This window comes from Kribbella pratensis (genome assembly GCF_004366075.1).
GTDB lineage: Bacteria > Actinomycetota > Actinomycetes > Propionibacteriales > Kribbellaceae > Kribbella > Kribbella pratensis.
The window spans coordinates 964,206-980,227 of sequence record NZ_SODU01000003.1 but is presented as its reverse complement, the minus strand read 5'-3'; the positions used below and the strand labels follow the sequence as shown (position 1 = coordinate 980,227).

Annotated in this window: 17 protein-coding genes; 9 read left to right on the top strand and 8 right to left on the bottom strand. The window is 69.5% G+C overall.

Translation table 11 applies throughout. From position 1 onward, the window contains the following. Nucleotides 1-30 precede the first annotated feature (30 nt). Complete coding sequence (locus EV137_RS28905) at nt 31-573, top strand: 23S rRNA (adenine(2058)-N(6))-methyltransferase Erm(C) (protein WP_134008814.1); 543 nt, start codon at nt 31-33, stop codon at nt 571-573. A gap of 241 nt (nt 574-814) precedes the next feature. Here EV137_RS28905 and EV137_RS28900 read toward each other — a convergent pair whose 3' ends face one another. Beyond that, nucleotides 815-2,551, bottom strand: a complete 1,737-nt coding sequence (locus EV137_RS28900; RefSeq protein WP_134131504.1) for an ABC transporter ATP-binding protein — start codon at nt 2,549-2,551, stop codon at nt 815-817. Continuing rightward, nucleotides 2,548-4,269 (bottom strand): ABC transporter ATP-binding protein, encoded by a 1,722-nt coding sequence (locus tag EV137_RS28895; RefSeq protein WP_134131503.1) that lies wholly within the window; start codon nt 4,267-4,269, stop codon nt 2,548-2,550. Before EV137_RS28895 ends, EV137_RS28900 begins: the two co-directional genes overlap by 4 nt. 86 nt (nt 4,270-4,355) lie before the next feature. Between EV137_RS28895 and EV137_RS28890 the strand changes: the two genes are divergently transcribed. Beyond that, a complete protein-coding gene (locus EV137_RS28890; RefSeq protein WP_134131502.1) occupies nt 4,356-4,964 on the top strand; it encodes a lysoplasmalogenase in 609 nt (202 codons plus the stop codon). Between the two features lie 79 nt (nt 4,965-5,043). Beyond that, complete coding sequence (locus tag EV137_RS28885) at nt 5,044-6,009, top strand: glycerophosphodiester phosphodiesterase (RefSeq protein WP_134131501.1); 966 nt, start codon at nt 5,044-5,046, stop codon at nt 6,007-6,009. Between the two features lie 75 nt (nt 6,010-6,084). On the opposite strand, the gene EV137_RS28880 is transcribed toward EV137_RS28885, so the two are convergent. Continuing rightward, a complete protein-coding gene (locus tag EV137_RS28880) occupies nt 6,085-6,426 on the bottom strand; it encodes a PspC domain-containing protein (RefSeq protein WP_134008822.1) in 342 nt (113 codons plus the stop codon). A gap of 140 nt (nt 6,427-6,566) precedes the next feature. Here EV137_RS28880 and EV137_RS28875 point away from each other — a divergent pair, with 140 nt between their 5' ends. Genes EV137_RS28875 through EV137_RS28865 form a run of 3 tightly spaced genes read left to right on the top strand, consistent with a single transcriptional unit; the run spans nt 6,567 to nt 8,274 of the window. Then, nucleotides 6,567-7,058, top strand: coding sequence for a SigE family RNA polymerase sigma factor (locus EV137_RS28875; RefSeq protein ID WP_202871187.1), 492 nt, complete (start codon nt 6,567-6,569; stop codon nt 7,056-7,058). Continuing rightward, complete coding sequence (locus EV137_RS28870; protein WP_134131499.1) at nt 7,055-7,903, top strand: PASTA domain-containing protein; 849 nt, start codon at nt 7,055-7,057, stop codon at nt 7,901-7,903. Before EV137_RS28875 ends, EV137_RS28870 begins: the two co-directional genes overlap by 4 nt. Nucleotides 7,904-7,938: 35 nt before the next feature. Then, nucleotides 7,939-8,274 carry an MmcQ/YjbR family DNA-binding protein gene (locus tag EV137_RS28865; protein ID WP_134131498.1) on the top strand — a complete coding sequence of 112 codons (336 nt, stop codon included), beginning with the start codon at nt 7,939-7,941 and terminating at the stop codon, nt 8,272-8,274. Here EV137_RS28865 and EV137_RS28860 read toward each other — a convergent pair. Further along, on the bottom strand, nt 8,263-8,829 hold the full coding sequence (locus tag EV137_RS28860) for a GNAT family N-acetyltransferase (protein ID WP_134131497.1): 567 nt from the start codon (nt 8,827-8,829) through the stop codon (nt 8,263-8,265). The genes EV137_RS28865 and EV137_RS28860 overlap by 12 nt on opposite strands. Nucleotides 8,830-9,064: 235 nt before the next feature. Here EV137_RS28860 and groL point away from each other — a divergent pair, with 235 nt between their 5' ends. After that, nucleotides 9,065-10,690: a chaperonin GroEL gene (groL, locus tag EV137_RS28855; protein WP_134008832.1), complete on the top strand. Its 1,626-nt coding sequence runs from the start codon at nt 9,065-9,067 to the stop codon at nt 10,688-10,690. A gap of 177 nt (nt 10,691-10,867) precedes the next feature. Here the strand turns inward: groL and EV137_RS28850 are convergent, their stop codons facing one another. Both EV137_RS28850 and EV137_RS28845 read right to left on the bottom strand, forming a co-directional pair. Continuing rightward, nucleotides 10,868-11,818, bottom strand: a complete 951-nt coding sequence (locus EV137_RS28850) for a glycoside hydrolase family 6 protein (protein WP_134131496.1) — start codon at nt 11,816-11,818, stop codon at nt 10,868-10,870. 54 nt (nt 11,819-11,872) lie between these two features. Continuing rightward, nucleotides 11,873-12,286 (bottom strand): guanyl-specific ribonuclease, encoded by a 414-nt coding sequence (locus EV137_RS28845; RefSeq protein ID WP_134131495.1) that lies wholly within the window; start codon nt 12,284-12,286, stop codon nt 11,873-11,875. A 215-nt stretch (nt 12,287-12,501) separates the two neighbouring features. On the opposite strand from EV137_RS28845, the gene EV137_RS28840 reads away from it, so the two are divergent. Then, nucleotides 12,502-13,434 (top strand): GNAT family N-acetyltransferase, encoded by a 933-nt coding sequence (locus EV137_RS28840; protein ID WP_134131494.1) that lies wholly within the window; start codon nt 12,502-12,504, stop codon nt 13,432-13,434. A 75-nt stretch (nt 13,435-13,509) separates the two neighbouring features. Further along, on the top strand, nt 13,510-13,971 hold the full coding sequence (locus tag EV137_RS28835) for a hypothetical protein (protein ID WP_134008840.1): 462 nt from the start codon (nt 13,510-13,512) through the stop codon (nt 13,969-13,971). On the opposite strand, the gene EV137_RS28830 is transcribed toward EV137_RS28835, so the two are convergent. Next, nucleotides 13,968-14,735: an FHA domain-containing protein gene (locus EV137_RS28830; protein ID WP_134131493.1), complete on the bottom strand. Its 768-nt coding sequence runs from the start codon at nt 14,733-14,735 to the stop codon at nt 13,968-13,970. The genes EV137_RS28835 and EV137_RS28830 overlap by 4 nt on opposite strands. Beyond that, complete coding sequence (locus EV137_RS28825; RefSeq protein ID WP_134008844.1) at nt 14,732-16,009, bottom strand: vWA domain-containing protein; 1,278 nt, start codon at nt 16,007-16,009, stop codon at nt 14,732-14,734. Before EV137_RS28825 ends, EV137_RS28830 begins: the two co-directional genes overlap by 4 nt. Between the last annotated feature and the right edge of the window lie 13 nt (nt 16,010-16,022).

Genomic DNA, 16,022 nt, shown 5'->3' with positions numbered 1-16,022 from the left:
CCATGATTACGTACTTCGTGATGGTCCGTCGTGCCCGCCTCCGGGCAGGCGAGGGGTGCCTGGGGATGGCATCCGCTCGATAGTCGTTGGGCCCAACGGGTTGTGGACGCGGCCGGGATCACGCCCGGCGAGCTCGTCCTCGACGTCGGGGCCGGACTCGGCGCGCTGACCGCTCCGCTGGTCCGGGCCGGCGCCCGGGTGGTCGCTGTCGAACTCCATCCCGGTCGTGCCGATCGGTTGCGCCGGCGGTTCGCGGACGCGCCGGTGACGGTCGTCCGGGCCGATGCCGGTGATCTGCGCCTGCCGTCGCGGCCGTTCCGGGTGGTGTCGAGTCCGCCGTACAACATCTCTACCTTGTTGCTGAAGCGCTTGCTGTCGCCGGGTTCACGCCTGGTGTCGGCGGATCTGGTGCTGCAGCGGCAGGTGGCGAATCGGTGGGTTCGCGGTGACGCACCCGGGGCGAACCGGTGGTTCCGCCACTACGACCCGTCGCTCGGACTTCGCCTTCCCCGCAAAGCTTTCACCCCACCGCCGCATGTCGATTCAGCAGTTCTCCTACTACGCAAGCGCTAGAAAGACCCCCCGCCCCCTCGCTTCGCTCGGGGGCGGGGGAGGTGTTAGGACCGCCGCCAGCACGGTGGGTCGCCGCGACCGGTCCACGCGTTGCTGTGGCGTGACCGGTGCGTGCGTTGCGGTGGATTGTCGTGACCGGTGCGCGCGTTGGTGTGGGTTGTCGTGACCGGTCCACGCGTTGCTGTCGCGTGACCGGTGCGTGTGTTGCGGTGGGTTGTCGTGATCGGTGCGTGTGTTGCTGTCAGCCGTGCCAGGAGTTCCATAGGGCGGCGTACGAGCCTTGGCGGGCGACCAACTCGTCGTGACTGCCCAGCTCCGAGATGCGGCCGTCCTCCACCACAGCGACCCGGTCGGCGTCGTGGGCGGTGTAGAGACGGTGGGCGATCGCGATGACCGTCCGGCCTTCCAGTACGGCGGCCAGCGAGCGCTCCATGTGCCGCGCAGCCCGCGGGTCGATCAGCGACGTCGCCTCGTCGAGCACCAGCGTGTGCGGATCGGCCAGCACCAGCCGCGCCAGTGCCAACTGCTGAGCCTGCGCCGGCGTCAACGCAAGCTGTCCGGACCCGACGCGAGTGTCGAGCCCGTCCGGCAGCGCCTCTGCCCACTCACGTGCGTCCACTGCACCGAGCGCGTCGAGCAGCTCCGCGTCCGTCGCGGACGGACGAGCCATCGACAGGTTGTCCCGCAGCGTTCCGACGAAGACGTGGTGCTCCTGGGTAACCAGGGCGACCTGCTTGCGCAGCTCGTCCAGCGGCAGCTCAGTCATCCCCACACCGCCGACCGTCACCGAACCGGTCCGCGGCGGATGGATGCCCGCGACCAGCCGACCCAGCGTCGACTTGCCCGCACCGGACGGCCCGACCATCGCGATCCGTTCGCCCGGCTGGATCGTCAGGTCGACACCATGCAGCACGTCGCGGCCCTCGACGTACGAGAACCGAACGTCCTTCGCCTCGACCAGCTCGCCGGACGGCGCGCGCCCCGACGGCGTCCGGTCGTCCGGTACGTCGCTGATGCCGAGCAGCCGCGCGAACGCCGCACCGCCGGACTGGAGCTCGTCCAGCCAGGACAGCAACCGGTCGACCGGGTCGAGCAGCTGGTTCACGTACAGCACGGCGGCTGTCACGGCGCCGAGCGAGGCGTGACCGTTGAGGTGCATCCAGCCGCCGAACAGCAGCGTTACGACGAGCGGCACGAAGTACCCGAGCTCGGCGGCCGGGAAGTAGACCGTGCGCAGGAACAGCGTGTACCGCTCGGCCAAATAGCTCCCGCGGATGTCCGCGTCACCGCGCCGCACGCGGTCGTCGTACCGGCGCAGAGCCTCGACCGTCCGCGCGCCTTCGACCGTCTCCGCGAGGGAGCTGGTCATCTGCGCGTACGCCGCGTTCTCGCGGAGGTACCCGTCCTTGGCGCGGCGCAGGTACCACTTCGTGCTCAGCCAGAGCAGCGGGACCATTGCGACCATCGGCACCAGCACCCAGACGCCGACCAGCAGCGTGGCGACCACGGTGAAGATCACGGTGACGAACGCGATGATCGTCTCCGGTACGGCGAACCGCACGGTGCGGGACAGTGTGTCGACGTCTCGCGACGTCCGCGACAGCAGGTCGCCCGTGCCGGCTCGCTCGACCGTGCCGATCGGGAGCGCGAGCGCGTTGTCGACGAACTCCTCGCGCAGCTCGGCCAGCACCTGCTCGCCCAGCGCGAACGACCGGTACCGCGCCCAGCGGGTCAGCAGCGACTGCGCGACGATGAACCCGGCGATCACGATGATCACCAGGTCGACCTTGGCCGCGGTCGTGCCGTTCTGTACGCCCTGCACCAGGTTGCCGATCAGCCGTGGCGCCGCGAGCCCGCTCACCGCCGCGAGCCCGTGCAGCACCAGCGCGATCATCAGGCTGCGCGGGTGCCGCCGGGCCAGTCGCCGGGCATGCCGCCGAATCTCGGCCGGCCCGGCCACGGGCAGGATCTGCCTCATCGGAGGGCCTCCTCTTCTTCGGTCTGGCGGGTGACGGTCGTGCGGTACTGCGGTGTGCTCTCGAGCAACTCGCGGTGCTTGCCGGTGGCAACGACGCGGCCGCCGGCGACGAAGATCACCTCGTCGACGCGGTCCAGCAGCAGCGGGCTCGCGGTCAGTACGACGGTGCTGCGGCCGGACCGGTGGTCGCGCAGCCGGTCCGCGATCCGCGCCTCGGTGTGAGCGTCCACGGCCGAGGTCGGCTCGACCAGGACCAGCACGGACGGATCCGCGAGCAGTGCGCGTACCAGAACCAGTCGCTGGCGCTGTCCGCCGGAGAACGAGCGGCCCTTCTCCTCCACCTCCGAGTCGAGCCCGTCCGGCAGCGCGTCGAGCACGTCCTCGGCGGACGCCGTACGGAGCGCGGCCATCAGTTCTTCGTCAGTACGGCGACCTGATGGGTCCAGCTCCGTGCGCAACACACCGGTGAACAGCTGGGAGCCCGTGTCACTCACCAGGATCCGCTCCCGGACGTCTGCCCGCGTAGCACTGGCCAGCGTCACACCGCCGTACCTGACCTCACTGGCGTCGTCGTACCGACCTAGGCGGTCTGCGAGCTTGTCGTAGCGTTCTGGCTCCGCGGAGACGATTGCGGTGAGCAGCCCGTCGCGTGCGCGGATGCCCGAGACCGGGTCGACCAGGTCGCCGTGGTCCGGCAGCCGCACCGGTGTCGCCGGGTCGACGATGTCGGTCTCCAGCTTCAGCACCCGGATGACCCGGCCCGCTGCGACGAGTCCACGCATCAGCTGGTTGGCGAACTCGGTCGCCGTACGCAGTGGGAGGACGAGGAACGTCGCATACCCGTAGAACGCGACCAGTGAGCCGGCACTGAGGTCACCGCGCAGAGCGAAGTGCGCACCCAGGCCGACCACCAGCACGACGAAGATGCCAGGCAACAGGACCTGCGCCGCGTCCAGCACGGACTGGATGCCGGCCACCCGTACGCCGGCCTTCCGCACCTGCTGCGACTCGCTCCGGTAGCGCCGCGAGAACGACTCCTCGCCGCCGATGCCGCGCAGGACCCGCAGTCCGGCCACGATGTCCGAGCCCAGCGAGTTCAGCTCGCCGACGGCCTCGCGCTGCGCGGACTGCCGCTTGTGCAGCGGCCGCAGCATCGGACCCAGGCAGAACACCATGACCGGTACGCCGATGAGCACGACAAGGCCGAGCACGGTCGACGACGACAGCAGGATCACCGCGACCACCGCGAACGCGACGATCGCGCCCGCGAACCGGGCCGAGACCTCCATCAGGTTCCCGATGTACGCGAGGTCGCCCGCGCCGACGCTGACCACCTCGCCGGTGGCCAGATGCTTGGGCAGCGTCGCGCCGAGATCGGCCGATTTCCGCGTCACCACCTGCACCGTCCGATACGCCGCGGTCAGCCAGTTGGTGACCGCGAACCGGTGCCGCATGATGCCTGCCGTCGCCTGCACCACGCCGACCGCGAACAGCAGCGCGGTCCAGCGCAGCAGGCGCTCGCCGTCGCGCGCCGCGATGCCCTCGTCGATCGCCCGCCCGAGAATCGCCGGGACGAAGGCCTGCGCCGCCATCCACAGGATGCCGAACGCCATCCCGCCCGCGAGCGTGCGTGCCTGACCGCCCGCGACCCACCACAGGTAGCGAGCCGGCGAGCGATGGTTCGGGACGCCGGGATCGGCGAGCGGCAGTTGTCTCATAGCCTTCTCAGGCTAGGTGCCGCCTCCGACAGTTGCATGCGAATTAATCGCACCTGTGGACCCCCCGAACCGGCACCATCTACGCCATGACGAGGGGACGGGGCTGGCTGCTCGCGTACGGCGCGCTGACGGCGGCGCATCTGGTGACGATCGGGATCGGCGAGACGTGGTCCCAGGCGATCACCAAGGTGCTGCTGATGCCGACGCTGGCCGTCTGGGCGCGGCTGAACGGCGGTCCGGTCACGTTGCTGGTCGCACTGGCCGCGTCACTCGCCGGTGACTTCCTGCTGCAGATCGACCACTTGCTACCGGGCATGCTGGCGTTCGGCGTGGCACATGTCTGTTACGTGGTGCTGTACGCACGCCGTGCGCGCCGACGGTCCCTGGTCGTGCTGACGGCGTACGGCGTGGTCTGGGCGGGCGCACTGGTCCTGCTGTGGCCTGGTCTGGGGGACAACCGGATCCCAGTGGCGGTGTACTCGCTGCTGGTCACTGCCACGGCTGTCACGAGCGGGTGGAACGGTTGGCAGGCCGGACTGGGCGGTGCGCTGTTCCTGATCTCGGACGGGCTCATCGGCGCGGGTCTGGCGGGGCATGACTTCGCGGCACGCGGCTATCTGGTGATGGCGACGTACTGCGTCGCGCAGTATCTGCTGGCCGGCAATCTGCTGCCGGGGGCGAAGCACACGCGGTGACGGTGACGGTCGGTAGACCTTCACCTTGCGTTGGGCAACGGGTTCCCGCCGGGTCATGTCCGGCCCCTGTCCTGGATCCATGTTGGTGATCGCGCATCGGGGAGCGAGTGGCTACCGCCCGGAACACACGCCGGCGGCCTACCGGCTGGCCGCGGCCCAGGGCGCCGACTACCTGGAACCCGACCTGGTCGCCACTCTCGACGGCGTCCTGGTCTGCCGGCACGAGAACGAGATCTCCGGTACGACGGACGTCGCGGAGCACCCGGTGTTCGCCGACCGGAGGATCACCAAGATCGTCGACGGGACCGCCGTCACCGGCTGGTTCGTCGAGGACTTCACGTTCGCCGAGCTGCGGACGCTCCGGGCCCGGGAGCGGATGCCCGCGCTCCGGGCGGGCAACACGGCGTACGACGGGCTGGAGGAGATCCCTACCTTCGACGAGGTGGTCGCGCTCGCGCGCCGGGAGTCGGCGCGGCTGGGACGGCCGATCGGGGTACTGCCGGAGATCAAGCATCCGACGTACTTCCGGCGGCTCGGCCTGCCGCTGGAGGAGCTGCTCACCGAGCGCATCCTGGCGCTCGGGCTGCGTCCGGACGAGATCATGATCCAGTCGTTCGAGCCGACGAGCCTGCGGCGGCTGTCGGTGATGACGCGAGTGCCGCTGGTGCAGCTGGTCGACTCCGGGAGCGCGCCGAACGACTTCCTGCGGACCGGTGACGGGCGTACGTACGCCGACCTGATCGAGCCTCGGGGGCTCCGGGAGATCGCGACGTACGCGCAGGTGCTGGCGCCGTGCAAGGACCTGGTCGTGCCGCGGAGCGCGGACGGTTGCCTCGGGGAACCCACCCGCCTGGTCGACCACGCCCACCGCGCCGGTCTGGGCGTCCAGGTCTGGACGTTCCGCGCCGAGCGCCGCTTCCTGCCGACCGGGACCGACCTCCCGACCGAACTGACCCGCTTCGCCGCCCTGGGCCTCCAGGGCATCTTCGCCGACCACCCGGACCAGGCCGTCGCAGCACTCCGCCCATCGGTGCTGAACGTCTAGCAAGCAGCAGCGGGGTGCCCGCTGCTTGCGGTCACCCCGCTGGGGGAGCTGCGCCCGGTCTGGGCGCAGGGACCGTCACGCTGCCGGGGGCTTGTTGTTGGTGTCGTCGTAGAGGCGGGAGGCGATGTCGTTCTCGGTGGTGTCCTGGGTCTGGTTCTGGTTGACCGACTGCTGGACGTTCTGCCAGACCGCCTTGCCGTCGGATTCCGGCATCACGATCCAGGCGACCGCGTAGCCGATCATTGCGGCGCCGCCGGTGATCAGGGTGAGGCCGACCCAGCCGAGGCGGACCAGGGTCACGTCGACGTTCAGGTAGTCGGCGATGCCACCGGACACCCCGGAGAGCATCCGCTGGTTGGCGGAACGACGGAGGACCTTGCCGGAGAGGTTCTGGAACGGTGCGTTGGAGTTCGTCATGGCTCTACTCTCCCGCTCCGGGGCCTTGCGCCACATCAGGATCGGTACCGACCGACCCCTGAGCCGACCCCGACGACTTTCGTGGAACCCACCGCGTCCCCCAGCCTGTCTCTAAGGGTGAGGAGGGGATGAGGAGGGGTATGGACGAGTTCACCGAGTACGTCACCGCACGCTGGCCCACGCTGGTGCGGTCCGCGGTTCTGCTCGGCTGTACGCCGTCCGAAGCCGAGGACCTCGTGCAGTCCGCGCTGGAGCGCTGCCTGCTGAAGTGGAACCGGGTACGGGCAGCCGAGGACCGTGACGCCTACGTGCACCGCGTACTGGTCAACTGCTTCCGCTCCTCCCGCAGACGTCGCTGGCACGGCGAGCTGCCGTCCGCGTCGCTCCCGGAGTCCCCGAGCGGTGACCAGACGGCAGGGGTCGACGACACGGACGCCGTGATGCGCGCACTCGACCGCCTGCCGGGCGACCAGCGCACAGCCGTCGTACTGCGGTACTACGCGCACCTGAGCGAGCAGCAGATGGCGTCCGTGCTGGGCATCGCCCCGGGAACGGTCAAGAGCCGACTGTCCCGCGCGGTGAAGGCCCTGGCACAGGACCCACACCTGACAGAACTGCGAGAACCCCGATGATCGAGACCAAACTGACCGAGTTGCTGGAAGACACCGCCGACCACACCCCGGTCGGCCCACCGCCACTGGCCGCCGTCCGGGCCGGAGCCGCCCGCCGACGCAGACGTCGTACTGCGGGAATCACCGGGGTGACCGTGGTAGCAGTGGGTGCAGTGATCGCCGGCTCGAGCCTGCTGACCTCGCCCACGCAGACTGCTCCGGTCACCTCACCGACCCCAGTCCCGCCACCGCCGGCGATGCGCCTGGTCGGCTTCGGCCACGCAGCCATCGCCATCCCGGCCGCCTGGCCGACCAACAAGAGCAGCTGCGGCACGCCGTACCAGGACACCGTTCAGATAGACGATCCCAGCGCAGTGCACCTCTGTAAGTCGGATCGGCCGAAGGGTGTCGAGAGCGTGCAGCTGACCGGTGTGCCGCCGAGCCTCGGCTACCACGCCGACGAGACGATCCTGGTCGACGGGGTGCGGGCTGAGCGTCAGCGAACGAGCTGCATGGGCGGCTGGCAGGGCACCAGGGTGTGCATCGGTGCCGTAGGTATTCCGTCGCTCAAGGTGTGGTTCTACGCCGAGTCGTCCACGAGCGCCGAGGACGTCGATCGGATCCTGGACCGGATCCAGATCCTGCGGGACCGGTCCGGTGTTCCCAGCTACTCGTCTCTCGGAGGCGCGCCAACGGGACCGCTCGCACGCAGCTACACGCCTTTGCTGACGGCCGCGGGACTGAAGGTGCAGTACAAGCGGGTGATGTCGCCCAGCTATCCGGACGGCACCGTCCTCGGCGTCTCGCCCGCTGTCGGGACGCTGCTGCCCGTCGGCTCGACGGTGACGGTGACGGTTGCGGGCTGAGGAAAGTGTCGGTGGGGCCGCCTAGCGTGCTGGGTATGGACGTGCAGGCGGTGGTGAAGGTGATGGCGGGGTTACCGGGCGCCGAGGAGCAGGAAGGGTGGGCGGGGCAGCCGGTCTTCAAGGTCCGCAACAAGAGCTTCGCGTACCTGTCCGAGGACCAGACCCGCCTGCACCTGAAGGCACTCCGCGAGGAGCAAGAGGCCCTCGTCGCCGAGAACCCGGACGTCTACACCCCGTCCTGGGCGAGCGGCCGCTTTGCCTGGCTCCTCATCCAGGTCGACCTGGCCGACGAGGAAGAGCTCCGCGAACTGGTCACAGAAGCCTGGCGCCTCACCGCCCCGAAGTACCTGATCGCCCAGCTAACCAGCTGAACCACGGCGGACCAGCACCCACTGCGGGCTGGTGCGGCTGACTTCGGTGAAGCCCGCGGACAGGTAGACGGACAGCGGGCCGCGATACAAGTCGGCGGACGGGATGCGGCCGGCGATCGTGGTGTCGACGGCGCATGCCTCGACCGAGCGGGCGCCGTGGGAGCGGGCCAGGTCGAGAGCGCCGTGGACCAACTCTCCGGCGATGCCCTGGCGGCGGTGCCCTACCGGTACGACGAAGCACGTGATCACCCAGGCGTCCGGGTGGTCCGTGCGCCAGTTGGGTGAGGCGAGCACCCGTGGGTACGACGTACGCGGTCCGACAGCGCACCATCCGACCGGAGCGCTCCCGTCGTACGCGAGAACGCCTGGCGGTTGCTCGTCGTCGCAGACCTGACTCCTGAGGGCCTCGCGGTTGTTCTCCGGGCTGCTGCCGGACCACGCCTTGCCGCGGAGGCGGAAGTACTGGCAGAAGCAGCGGGACGGGTCGCCGCGCTCGCCCATGACGGTCGCGACGTCGGGCCAGGAGTCCGGTCCGGCCGGGCGTACGTGCACCATGGGAGCACCGTAGCCCGAGGGCTGGCTTGCACTCGGTTGGGTCGAGTGCTAATACTTGGTTAGCACTCCATGGGTGAGAGTGATAATGCTCGCGCCCGGTGGAGTGTGCAAGAAGACGGCCTCGATGAGGTGCCGGAGCGCGGCGGGACATGAGCGTCGCGGGTCGGTGCCGTCCGTCGCGGGCATCCCGGCCGGCTGAACCACCAATGACTCGACGCGGGAGGACTCGCGGAGAATGCCCAAGCTGATTGCTTTCGATGAAGAGGCGCGCCGCGGCCTCGAGCGGGGAATGAACACCCTCGCCGACGCCGTCAAGGTGACGCTCGGCCCGAAGGGCCGCAACGTCGTTCTGGAGAAGAAGTGGGGCGCCCCCACGATCACCAACGACGGCGTCTCCATCGCCAAGGAGATCGAGCTCGAGGACCCGTACGAGAAGATCGGGGCCGAGCTCGTCAAGGAAGTTGCCAAGAAGACCGACGACGTCGCGGGTGACGGTACGACCACCGCCACCGTGCTGGCTCAGGCTCTCGTCCGCGAGGGGCTGCGCAACGTCGCCGCCGGCGCCAACCCGATGGGCCTGAAGAAGGGCATCGAGAAGGCGACCGAGGCCGTCAGCGAGCAGTTGCTGGCGCTGGCCAAGCCGGTCGAGACCCGCGAGCAGATCGCGGCGACCGCGTCCATCTCGGCCGCGGACACCCAGGTCGGCTCGATCATCGCCGAGGCGATGGACAAGGTCGGCAAGGAAGGTGTCATCACCGTCGAGGAGAGCAACACCTTCGGCCTCGAGCTCGAGCTCACCGAGGGTATGCGCTTCGACAAGGGCTACATCTCGCCGTACTTCGTGACCGACACGGACCGGATGGAGGCCGTCCTCGACGACCCGTACATCCTGGTCGTGAACAGCAAGATCGGCAGCATCAAGGACCTGGTCCCGGTGCTGGAGAAGGTCATGCAGACCGGCAAGCCGCTGGCGATCATCGCCGAGGACGTCGAGGGCGAGGCCCTGGCCACCCTGGTCGTGAACAAGATCAAGGGCACCTTCAAGGCCGTCGCCGTCAAGGCGCCGGGCTTTGGTGACCGCCGCAAGGCCATGCTGGTCGACATCGCCGTCCTCACCGGCGGCGAGGTGATCTCCGAGGAGGTCGGCCTCAAGCTCGACACCGTCGACCTGGAGCTGCTCGGCCAGGCCCGCAAGATCGTCGTCACCAAGGACGAGACGACCATCGTCGAGGGCTCGGGCGACGCGGACCAGATCACCGGCCGGGTGAACCAGATCCGTGCCGAGATCGAGAAGTCGGACTCCGACTACGACCGCGAGAAGCTGCAGGAGCGCCTGGCCAAGCTGGCCGGCGGTGTTGCGGTCATCAAGGTCGGCGCGGCCACCGAGGTCGAGCTGAAGGAGCGCAAGCACCGCATCGAGGACGCCGTTCGCAACGCGAAGGCGGCCGTCGAGGAGGGCATCGTCGCCGGTGGCGGCGTGGCCCTGCTGCAGGCGTCCGTGGTGGCGTTCGAGAAGCTGGAGCTCGACGGTGACGAGGCGACCGGTGCGGAGATCGTGCGCAAGGCCGTCGAGGCGCCGCTGAAGCAGATCGCCGTGAACGCCGGCCTCGAGGGCGGCGTCGTGGTGGAGAAGGTTCGCAACCTCGAGCCGGGTCACGGTCTGAACGCCGCGACCGGTGAGTACGTCGACCTGATCGCCACCGGCATCATCGACCCGGCCAAGGTGACGCGCTCGGCGCTGCAGAACGCGGCGTCCATCGCGGCCCTGTTCCTCACCACCGAGGCCGTCATCGCCGACAAGCCGGAGAAGGCAGCAGCCGCTCCGGGCGGCGCGCCCGACATGGGCGGCATGGACTTCTGATTCAGAAGTAGTCCAACAGCACACAGCAAGAACAAAAGGTCCCGGGCCAACGCCCGGGACCTTTTGTGTTGTAGGGATGGGAGTCCAACAGCACGCAGTACGCCAAGAGGTGGCGGTGCACCGGTTACTAGCTGTTCAACGGCACCGGCGCGTGGGCGCTGCCCCGACTCTCGGCGGTCAGGTGCCGGAGATCAGGTGGTGGGCGAGCACCGGAGAGAACGTGCGCGTTGGGAGGTCCGGGGTCAGGCCGCAGGGGCCGTCGGACTCGCCTGGCGTACGCAGCCACAGGTGGAGGTCCACGGGGGCGGAGGTGCGCGCTGGGGGAGTGCCGAGTTTGCGGGCGGGTGGGTTGCAGGAGCTGCCGTCGGAGCCGTTGCCGTTGCGGCTGGTGTCGATGACGTAATGGGTGCCGCCGCCGAGGGCCTGCAGGATCTCGGTGCCGCGGGACACCGACTGCTCGGTGGTGAAGTAGTTCGCGGTGTTCAGGGCGAACCCGCGGACCTTGCCGATGTCCGCGAGCCGCAGCCTGCGCGCCATCTCCTTCGCGTCACCGGACGTCACGTTCCCGGCGTCGAGGTACGTCCACGTGTTCGGGTTCTTCGCCGCGAACACGCCGACGGCGTACTTCAGCAGCGCGATCCGCCCGTCCCACTCCGGCGTCGGGTAGCAGTCGAGCCGCGCCAGCGCGTCCGGCTCGAGAACCACGACCGCCGGCCGCGTCCCGATCCCGGCCGACACAGCCGCGATCCAGGTCCGGTACGCCGCGTCCGTCGCGGCCCCGCCACCGGTCCCGCACTGGCGTCCCGGGAGGTTGTCCGTCACCAGCACCGGCAACTTGTCCGCGGTGTCCGCTGCCGTCGTGTACGCCGTGACGCCCGTCTTCACGTCCCCGCTCCAGGCGCCGACCCACCGCGCCGACGCCTGCGCGGCGATCTTCGACGCGAGTTCGGTGTCCTCCGGATGCCGCCGTACGTAAGCGACCGCGGGCGAGGCCGGGTCGACGTAGAACCCGGTGGTCAGCTTCAACGGATCGCCGGTCGCCTCGGCCAGCCCGGAATCGGGCCGGCCGAAGACGAGCAGCGCGGCGGTCAGCACAAGGAAGGCAACAACCGGACGCGTGGTCGGCATCGTGAAGGATCCTCCTGATCACTCAACGTGCCGACGACATTACTCGCAGCCAGCTCAACTGTCTTCGTCGACCTCGCAGAACGAGGAGTAGTGGTCGCCGGTGTAGTAGACGTGGTCGGGGGTGGTCATCGCGCCGCCGCCGACCAGCCGGCGGGCGCCGCGGTCGGGTGAGCCGGGCGTGATCACGGTGTACTCGTGGTAGTACCCGCTGGACTCGTCCGGGAGGATGCCTTCCCGGTTGGAGAAGACGGTGCCGTCCTGGTCGTACGGGAACGGTCCGCCCGAGTGGATGAGGTCGAGGGTGTCGGCGGCCTGCGACGGCAGCGAGCTGAGCGCGCAGGTGTCGATCGCGGTGACGTACGGCGAGGCGACGTACGACGACGTGTGCGAAGGGGTCGGGGCGGCGTAGGCCGTGGAGCCGAAGGCTGCGGTAGCAGCGAGGGTCACGGCGGCGATGAGGGTTCTCATGCCCGGAGGCTTCCCGCCCGCAACGACGCCGGTACATCCCAGCTGCGAATAACAGGTGGACTATGACCCCGCCGTACCCCTAAAGTCTGGCCCGGCGAGAGAGATCCCGGAGCGGAAGGAGCCACCGATGAACACACTGACTTGTTTCCCGGCGTGCCCGATCCGCTCGCACAGCTCGCACTGAGCGGAGTGGCGCGCCTCCTGCTGGAGGATCTGTGACCATCCGCAACACCGTCGAGGCAGACCTCGACACCATCCTTGCTCTGATCGAGCAGAAGTCCGTCAACACCGTCACCGTCGAGCGGTACCGCGAGTACGTTGCCCGCGGCTACTACAAGCACGACTGGAACTGGGTCGTCGAGGAGAACGGCACGATCCAGGCCCTCGTGATCTGGTGGGGCGTCCCGGGCGAGACCCACCCGTACAGCATCGACGGCCTCTACTACCGCGGTGACGGAGACCCCGTCCCGGTGTGGACCGAGCTGCTGAAGTACGCCGTCGCGTCCCGGCCGGCCGACGCGGAGCCGCCGGAGTACCACTTCTTCCTGGACAGCGACTGGCAAGACAAGCCGGACGTCGTCGCGGCGCTGCAGGCCCGGAGCGAAGCGGCAGCCGCTGTCGGGATGACCGGGATCACCGATCGGCTGCGCTACGAGTGGAAGCCGGCGTACGGCCTGCCGGAACGGTCCACCCGGCTGAAGTTCGAGCCGGCCGACGACGAGGCGTTCGTCGACGTGTTCATGCGGGTCAGCCAGGGCAGCCTGGACTCCGGGACCGCGCGGGAGATCGCGCGACTCGGCGCCGAGGCCGCGGCGCGGGAAGAGCTGGCGATCTACAAGTCGATGCCGGGTGACCGGGACTGGTGGCGGCTCGCGTACAACGGTGACGGCAAGCTGGTCGGGTTCGAGATCCCGTCGGCCAACGCGGGCGGGCCGGTCGTCGGATACCTCGGAGTCGTGCCGGAGCACCGCGGGCAGGGGCTGAGCGACGACCTGCTGGCCGAGATCACGCATCAGCTGGCGGAGACCGGCGCCGAGGACATCCGGGCCGACACCGACTTCGGCAACGTGCCGATGGCGAAGAGTTTCGAGCGCCAGGGGTACCGCAAGTTCGCCGTACGCCGAGTTCTCGCCTTCCCGGCGAACTGAGCGCGAGGTAGAGACGCGCACGCCCCGAATCCCTATGCTCCCTGACATGTCAGAGAGGTTCGGGGGAGCGGGGCGATGCGTGACATCGCTTTGATCCTGCATGTCCTGGCCGGAGTCCTCGCGGTGGTGTTCGGCCCGGTGGCGATCGTGCTCACGCTGCGTCGCCGCGGGCTGAACTGGGCGGGCGAGGTCTACCACTGGACGCTCGCGCTGGTCTGCCTGACCGCGCTCGTGATGGTCCCGTACGACTGGGGCCGGCTCTGGTACTTCTGGCCGATCACGATCGCGACGTACCTGTTCGTGTACCTCGGCCAGCGCGCGGCCGAGGCGCCCGGGGGACTCTGGTACCGCGGCGTCCTGCGCGGGTACGGCGGCGGCTGGGTAGCCCTGTGGACCGCGATCACGGTCGTGTCCCTGCCGCACCAGTGGTGGGCCTGGCTGCTCCCGATCGTGATCGGTTCGGCCGTGATCGAGTGGCTGTGTTTCAACCCGTCGCCGAGCTGGACCCGACAGGCCCAGCCCGGCGCGACACCCTAGACCTGCCCGGCCTGCTCTTCGGGGGTTGCCTTGCGGACCACGAGACGGGTCCAGGCACCGACGTAGACGCGGTCGTCGGGGTTCAGCTCCTGGCGCTGGCCCGGGATGATCGGTGTCTCCGGGAGGGGTCCGGCGGCGGACGCGACGTACGTGCCGTTGGAGGACTGCAGGTCCTCCACCCACCAGCGCTGGCCGTCGGTGGTCAGCTGGGCCTGCCGGCGGCTGACGCCGGTATCGTCGCCACAGTCGATCTCGGGTGAGATGCCGCGGCTGCGGGACGGCCGGCCGATCAGCAGGCTCTTCTCGGTCAGCGGGATCACCGTCGGCAACCCCGGTGACGGACACGGGTCGTCGCTTTGCTGTACGGCGTACCAGTCCGGGTCGACCCAGCGCTCGACGACCCACTCGGCCAGCGCGGCCGGTGCCGACGGGGTCGCCGGTGGTGTCGCCCGAGCCGGACCGGAGGACAGGTCGAGCGACGAGGCCGGCCGCGGCATGGTGCCGGTGGTGAAGTCGTAGCCGCAGCTCTCGCAGAACAGAGCGTCCGCTGAGGCCGCATCGGAGCAGTTCGGGCACAACTGTCCCGCTGGAGCCGCACCGGAGGCAGCAGGTGTGGCCGAGGTATCGGGAGCAGCTGCGGCGGGCGCCGCCGACGCAGCGGGATCCGTGCTGCCCGCGGGTGTCCCCGCGGGGATCGGGAGGCCGCAGACGTCGCAGTAGTCGGTGGAGGTGGAGGGGTGTCCGCTAGGACAGTTCACGGTCATTTCCGCACCCGGGTGGTCTTGGTGGAGGCCGTGTCGAGCGCCATCTCATCGGCTTTCTCGACCGTCCGCTTCAGCCGCACCGTACCCGTATCCTGGTCGTCGATCTCGACAACCTTCCGCAGTCGCGTCGTCGCCTCTTCGTTGCCGGTCTGAGCCGCGAGCTGGACCGCGCGACCGAGCTTGGTGGTCGCCGTCGCCGTGTCGCCGACGGCTTTCGCGGCCAGACCGTCCTGGATCGCCTGCGCCAGCTCGGTCTGTCCGGTGTAGTGCGCGACCTCCGGGCTGATCCGGGTGGTGAGGGCCTCGTCCGCGGACCACAGCGCCTTCACCAGGCCCTGCGCGACGGTTTCGTTGCCCAGCACCAGCTGCACGCGCGCCGCGAGCTGCTCCTGCCCGACCGCCTTCGCGGCCAGCCGGATCGCCACGTGGTAGTCGCGGGACTCGTCACCCCACGACCCGGTCGGGTACGACCCCGTCAACGGGTTGATCGCCGTACGCCGGGACGTCAGGTCCTCGACCGTCGGAGCGACCTGCCGGACGAACAGCACCTCCGCACCCTGCGGCGCCCACACGCGCAGATCGGCCTGCGCGACACCACGGCCCATCGCGTTCTGGATCAGCTTGGAGAACTCGGCGGCCAGCTGGTCCGGCGCCGGGATGATGTCGACGGTGCCGAGCAGGGCCTGCGCGATCCGGCGTACCTCGTCGACCTGCCAGGCCACGCCGACGCCGCGGGTGTCGCACTGGAACTGGCCGGTCACCGCCTCGATCGTCTGGGTCAGCGCCTCCGGCGTCTCGTGCTGGTTCTCGCCGTCGGTCAGCAGGATGGCGTGCTTCTGCGTCAGCGACGGCACGGTGGCGAACACCCGCGACGCGAGCCGCAGCCACGTGCCCATCGCGGTCCCGCCGTCGGCGTAGAACCGGGACACGGCATCCTTGGCGGCCTGCCGGGTGTACGGGTCCATCTTGACCATCACCGGCTCCGCGGACGGCGGGAACGCCAGCTGCGCGCGGTCGTTGCCGGAGATCACCGCGAACCAGACACCGTCGAGGATCTGGTCGAGCGCGGTCTGCGCGGCGTAGGCGGCAGCCTGGACACCGTCGCGACCCATCGAGCCGGAGGTGTCGACGATGATGATCTCGCCCGCGTCGCCGCTGCCGGACTGCCCTGCGGCGCCGGCACCGGTGCAGGTCACCGTGACGATGGCGTGCACGTCGGTCCCGCCGTCCGGCAGGAACTCGTTCTGGTAAACGGAGGCGGTGAAGTCAGCCATCTCGGGTCCCTCT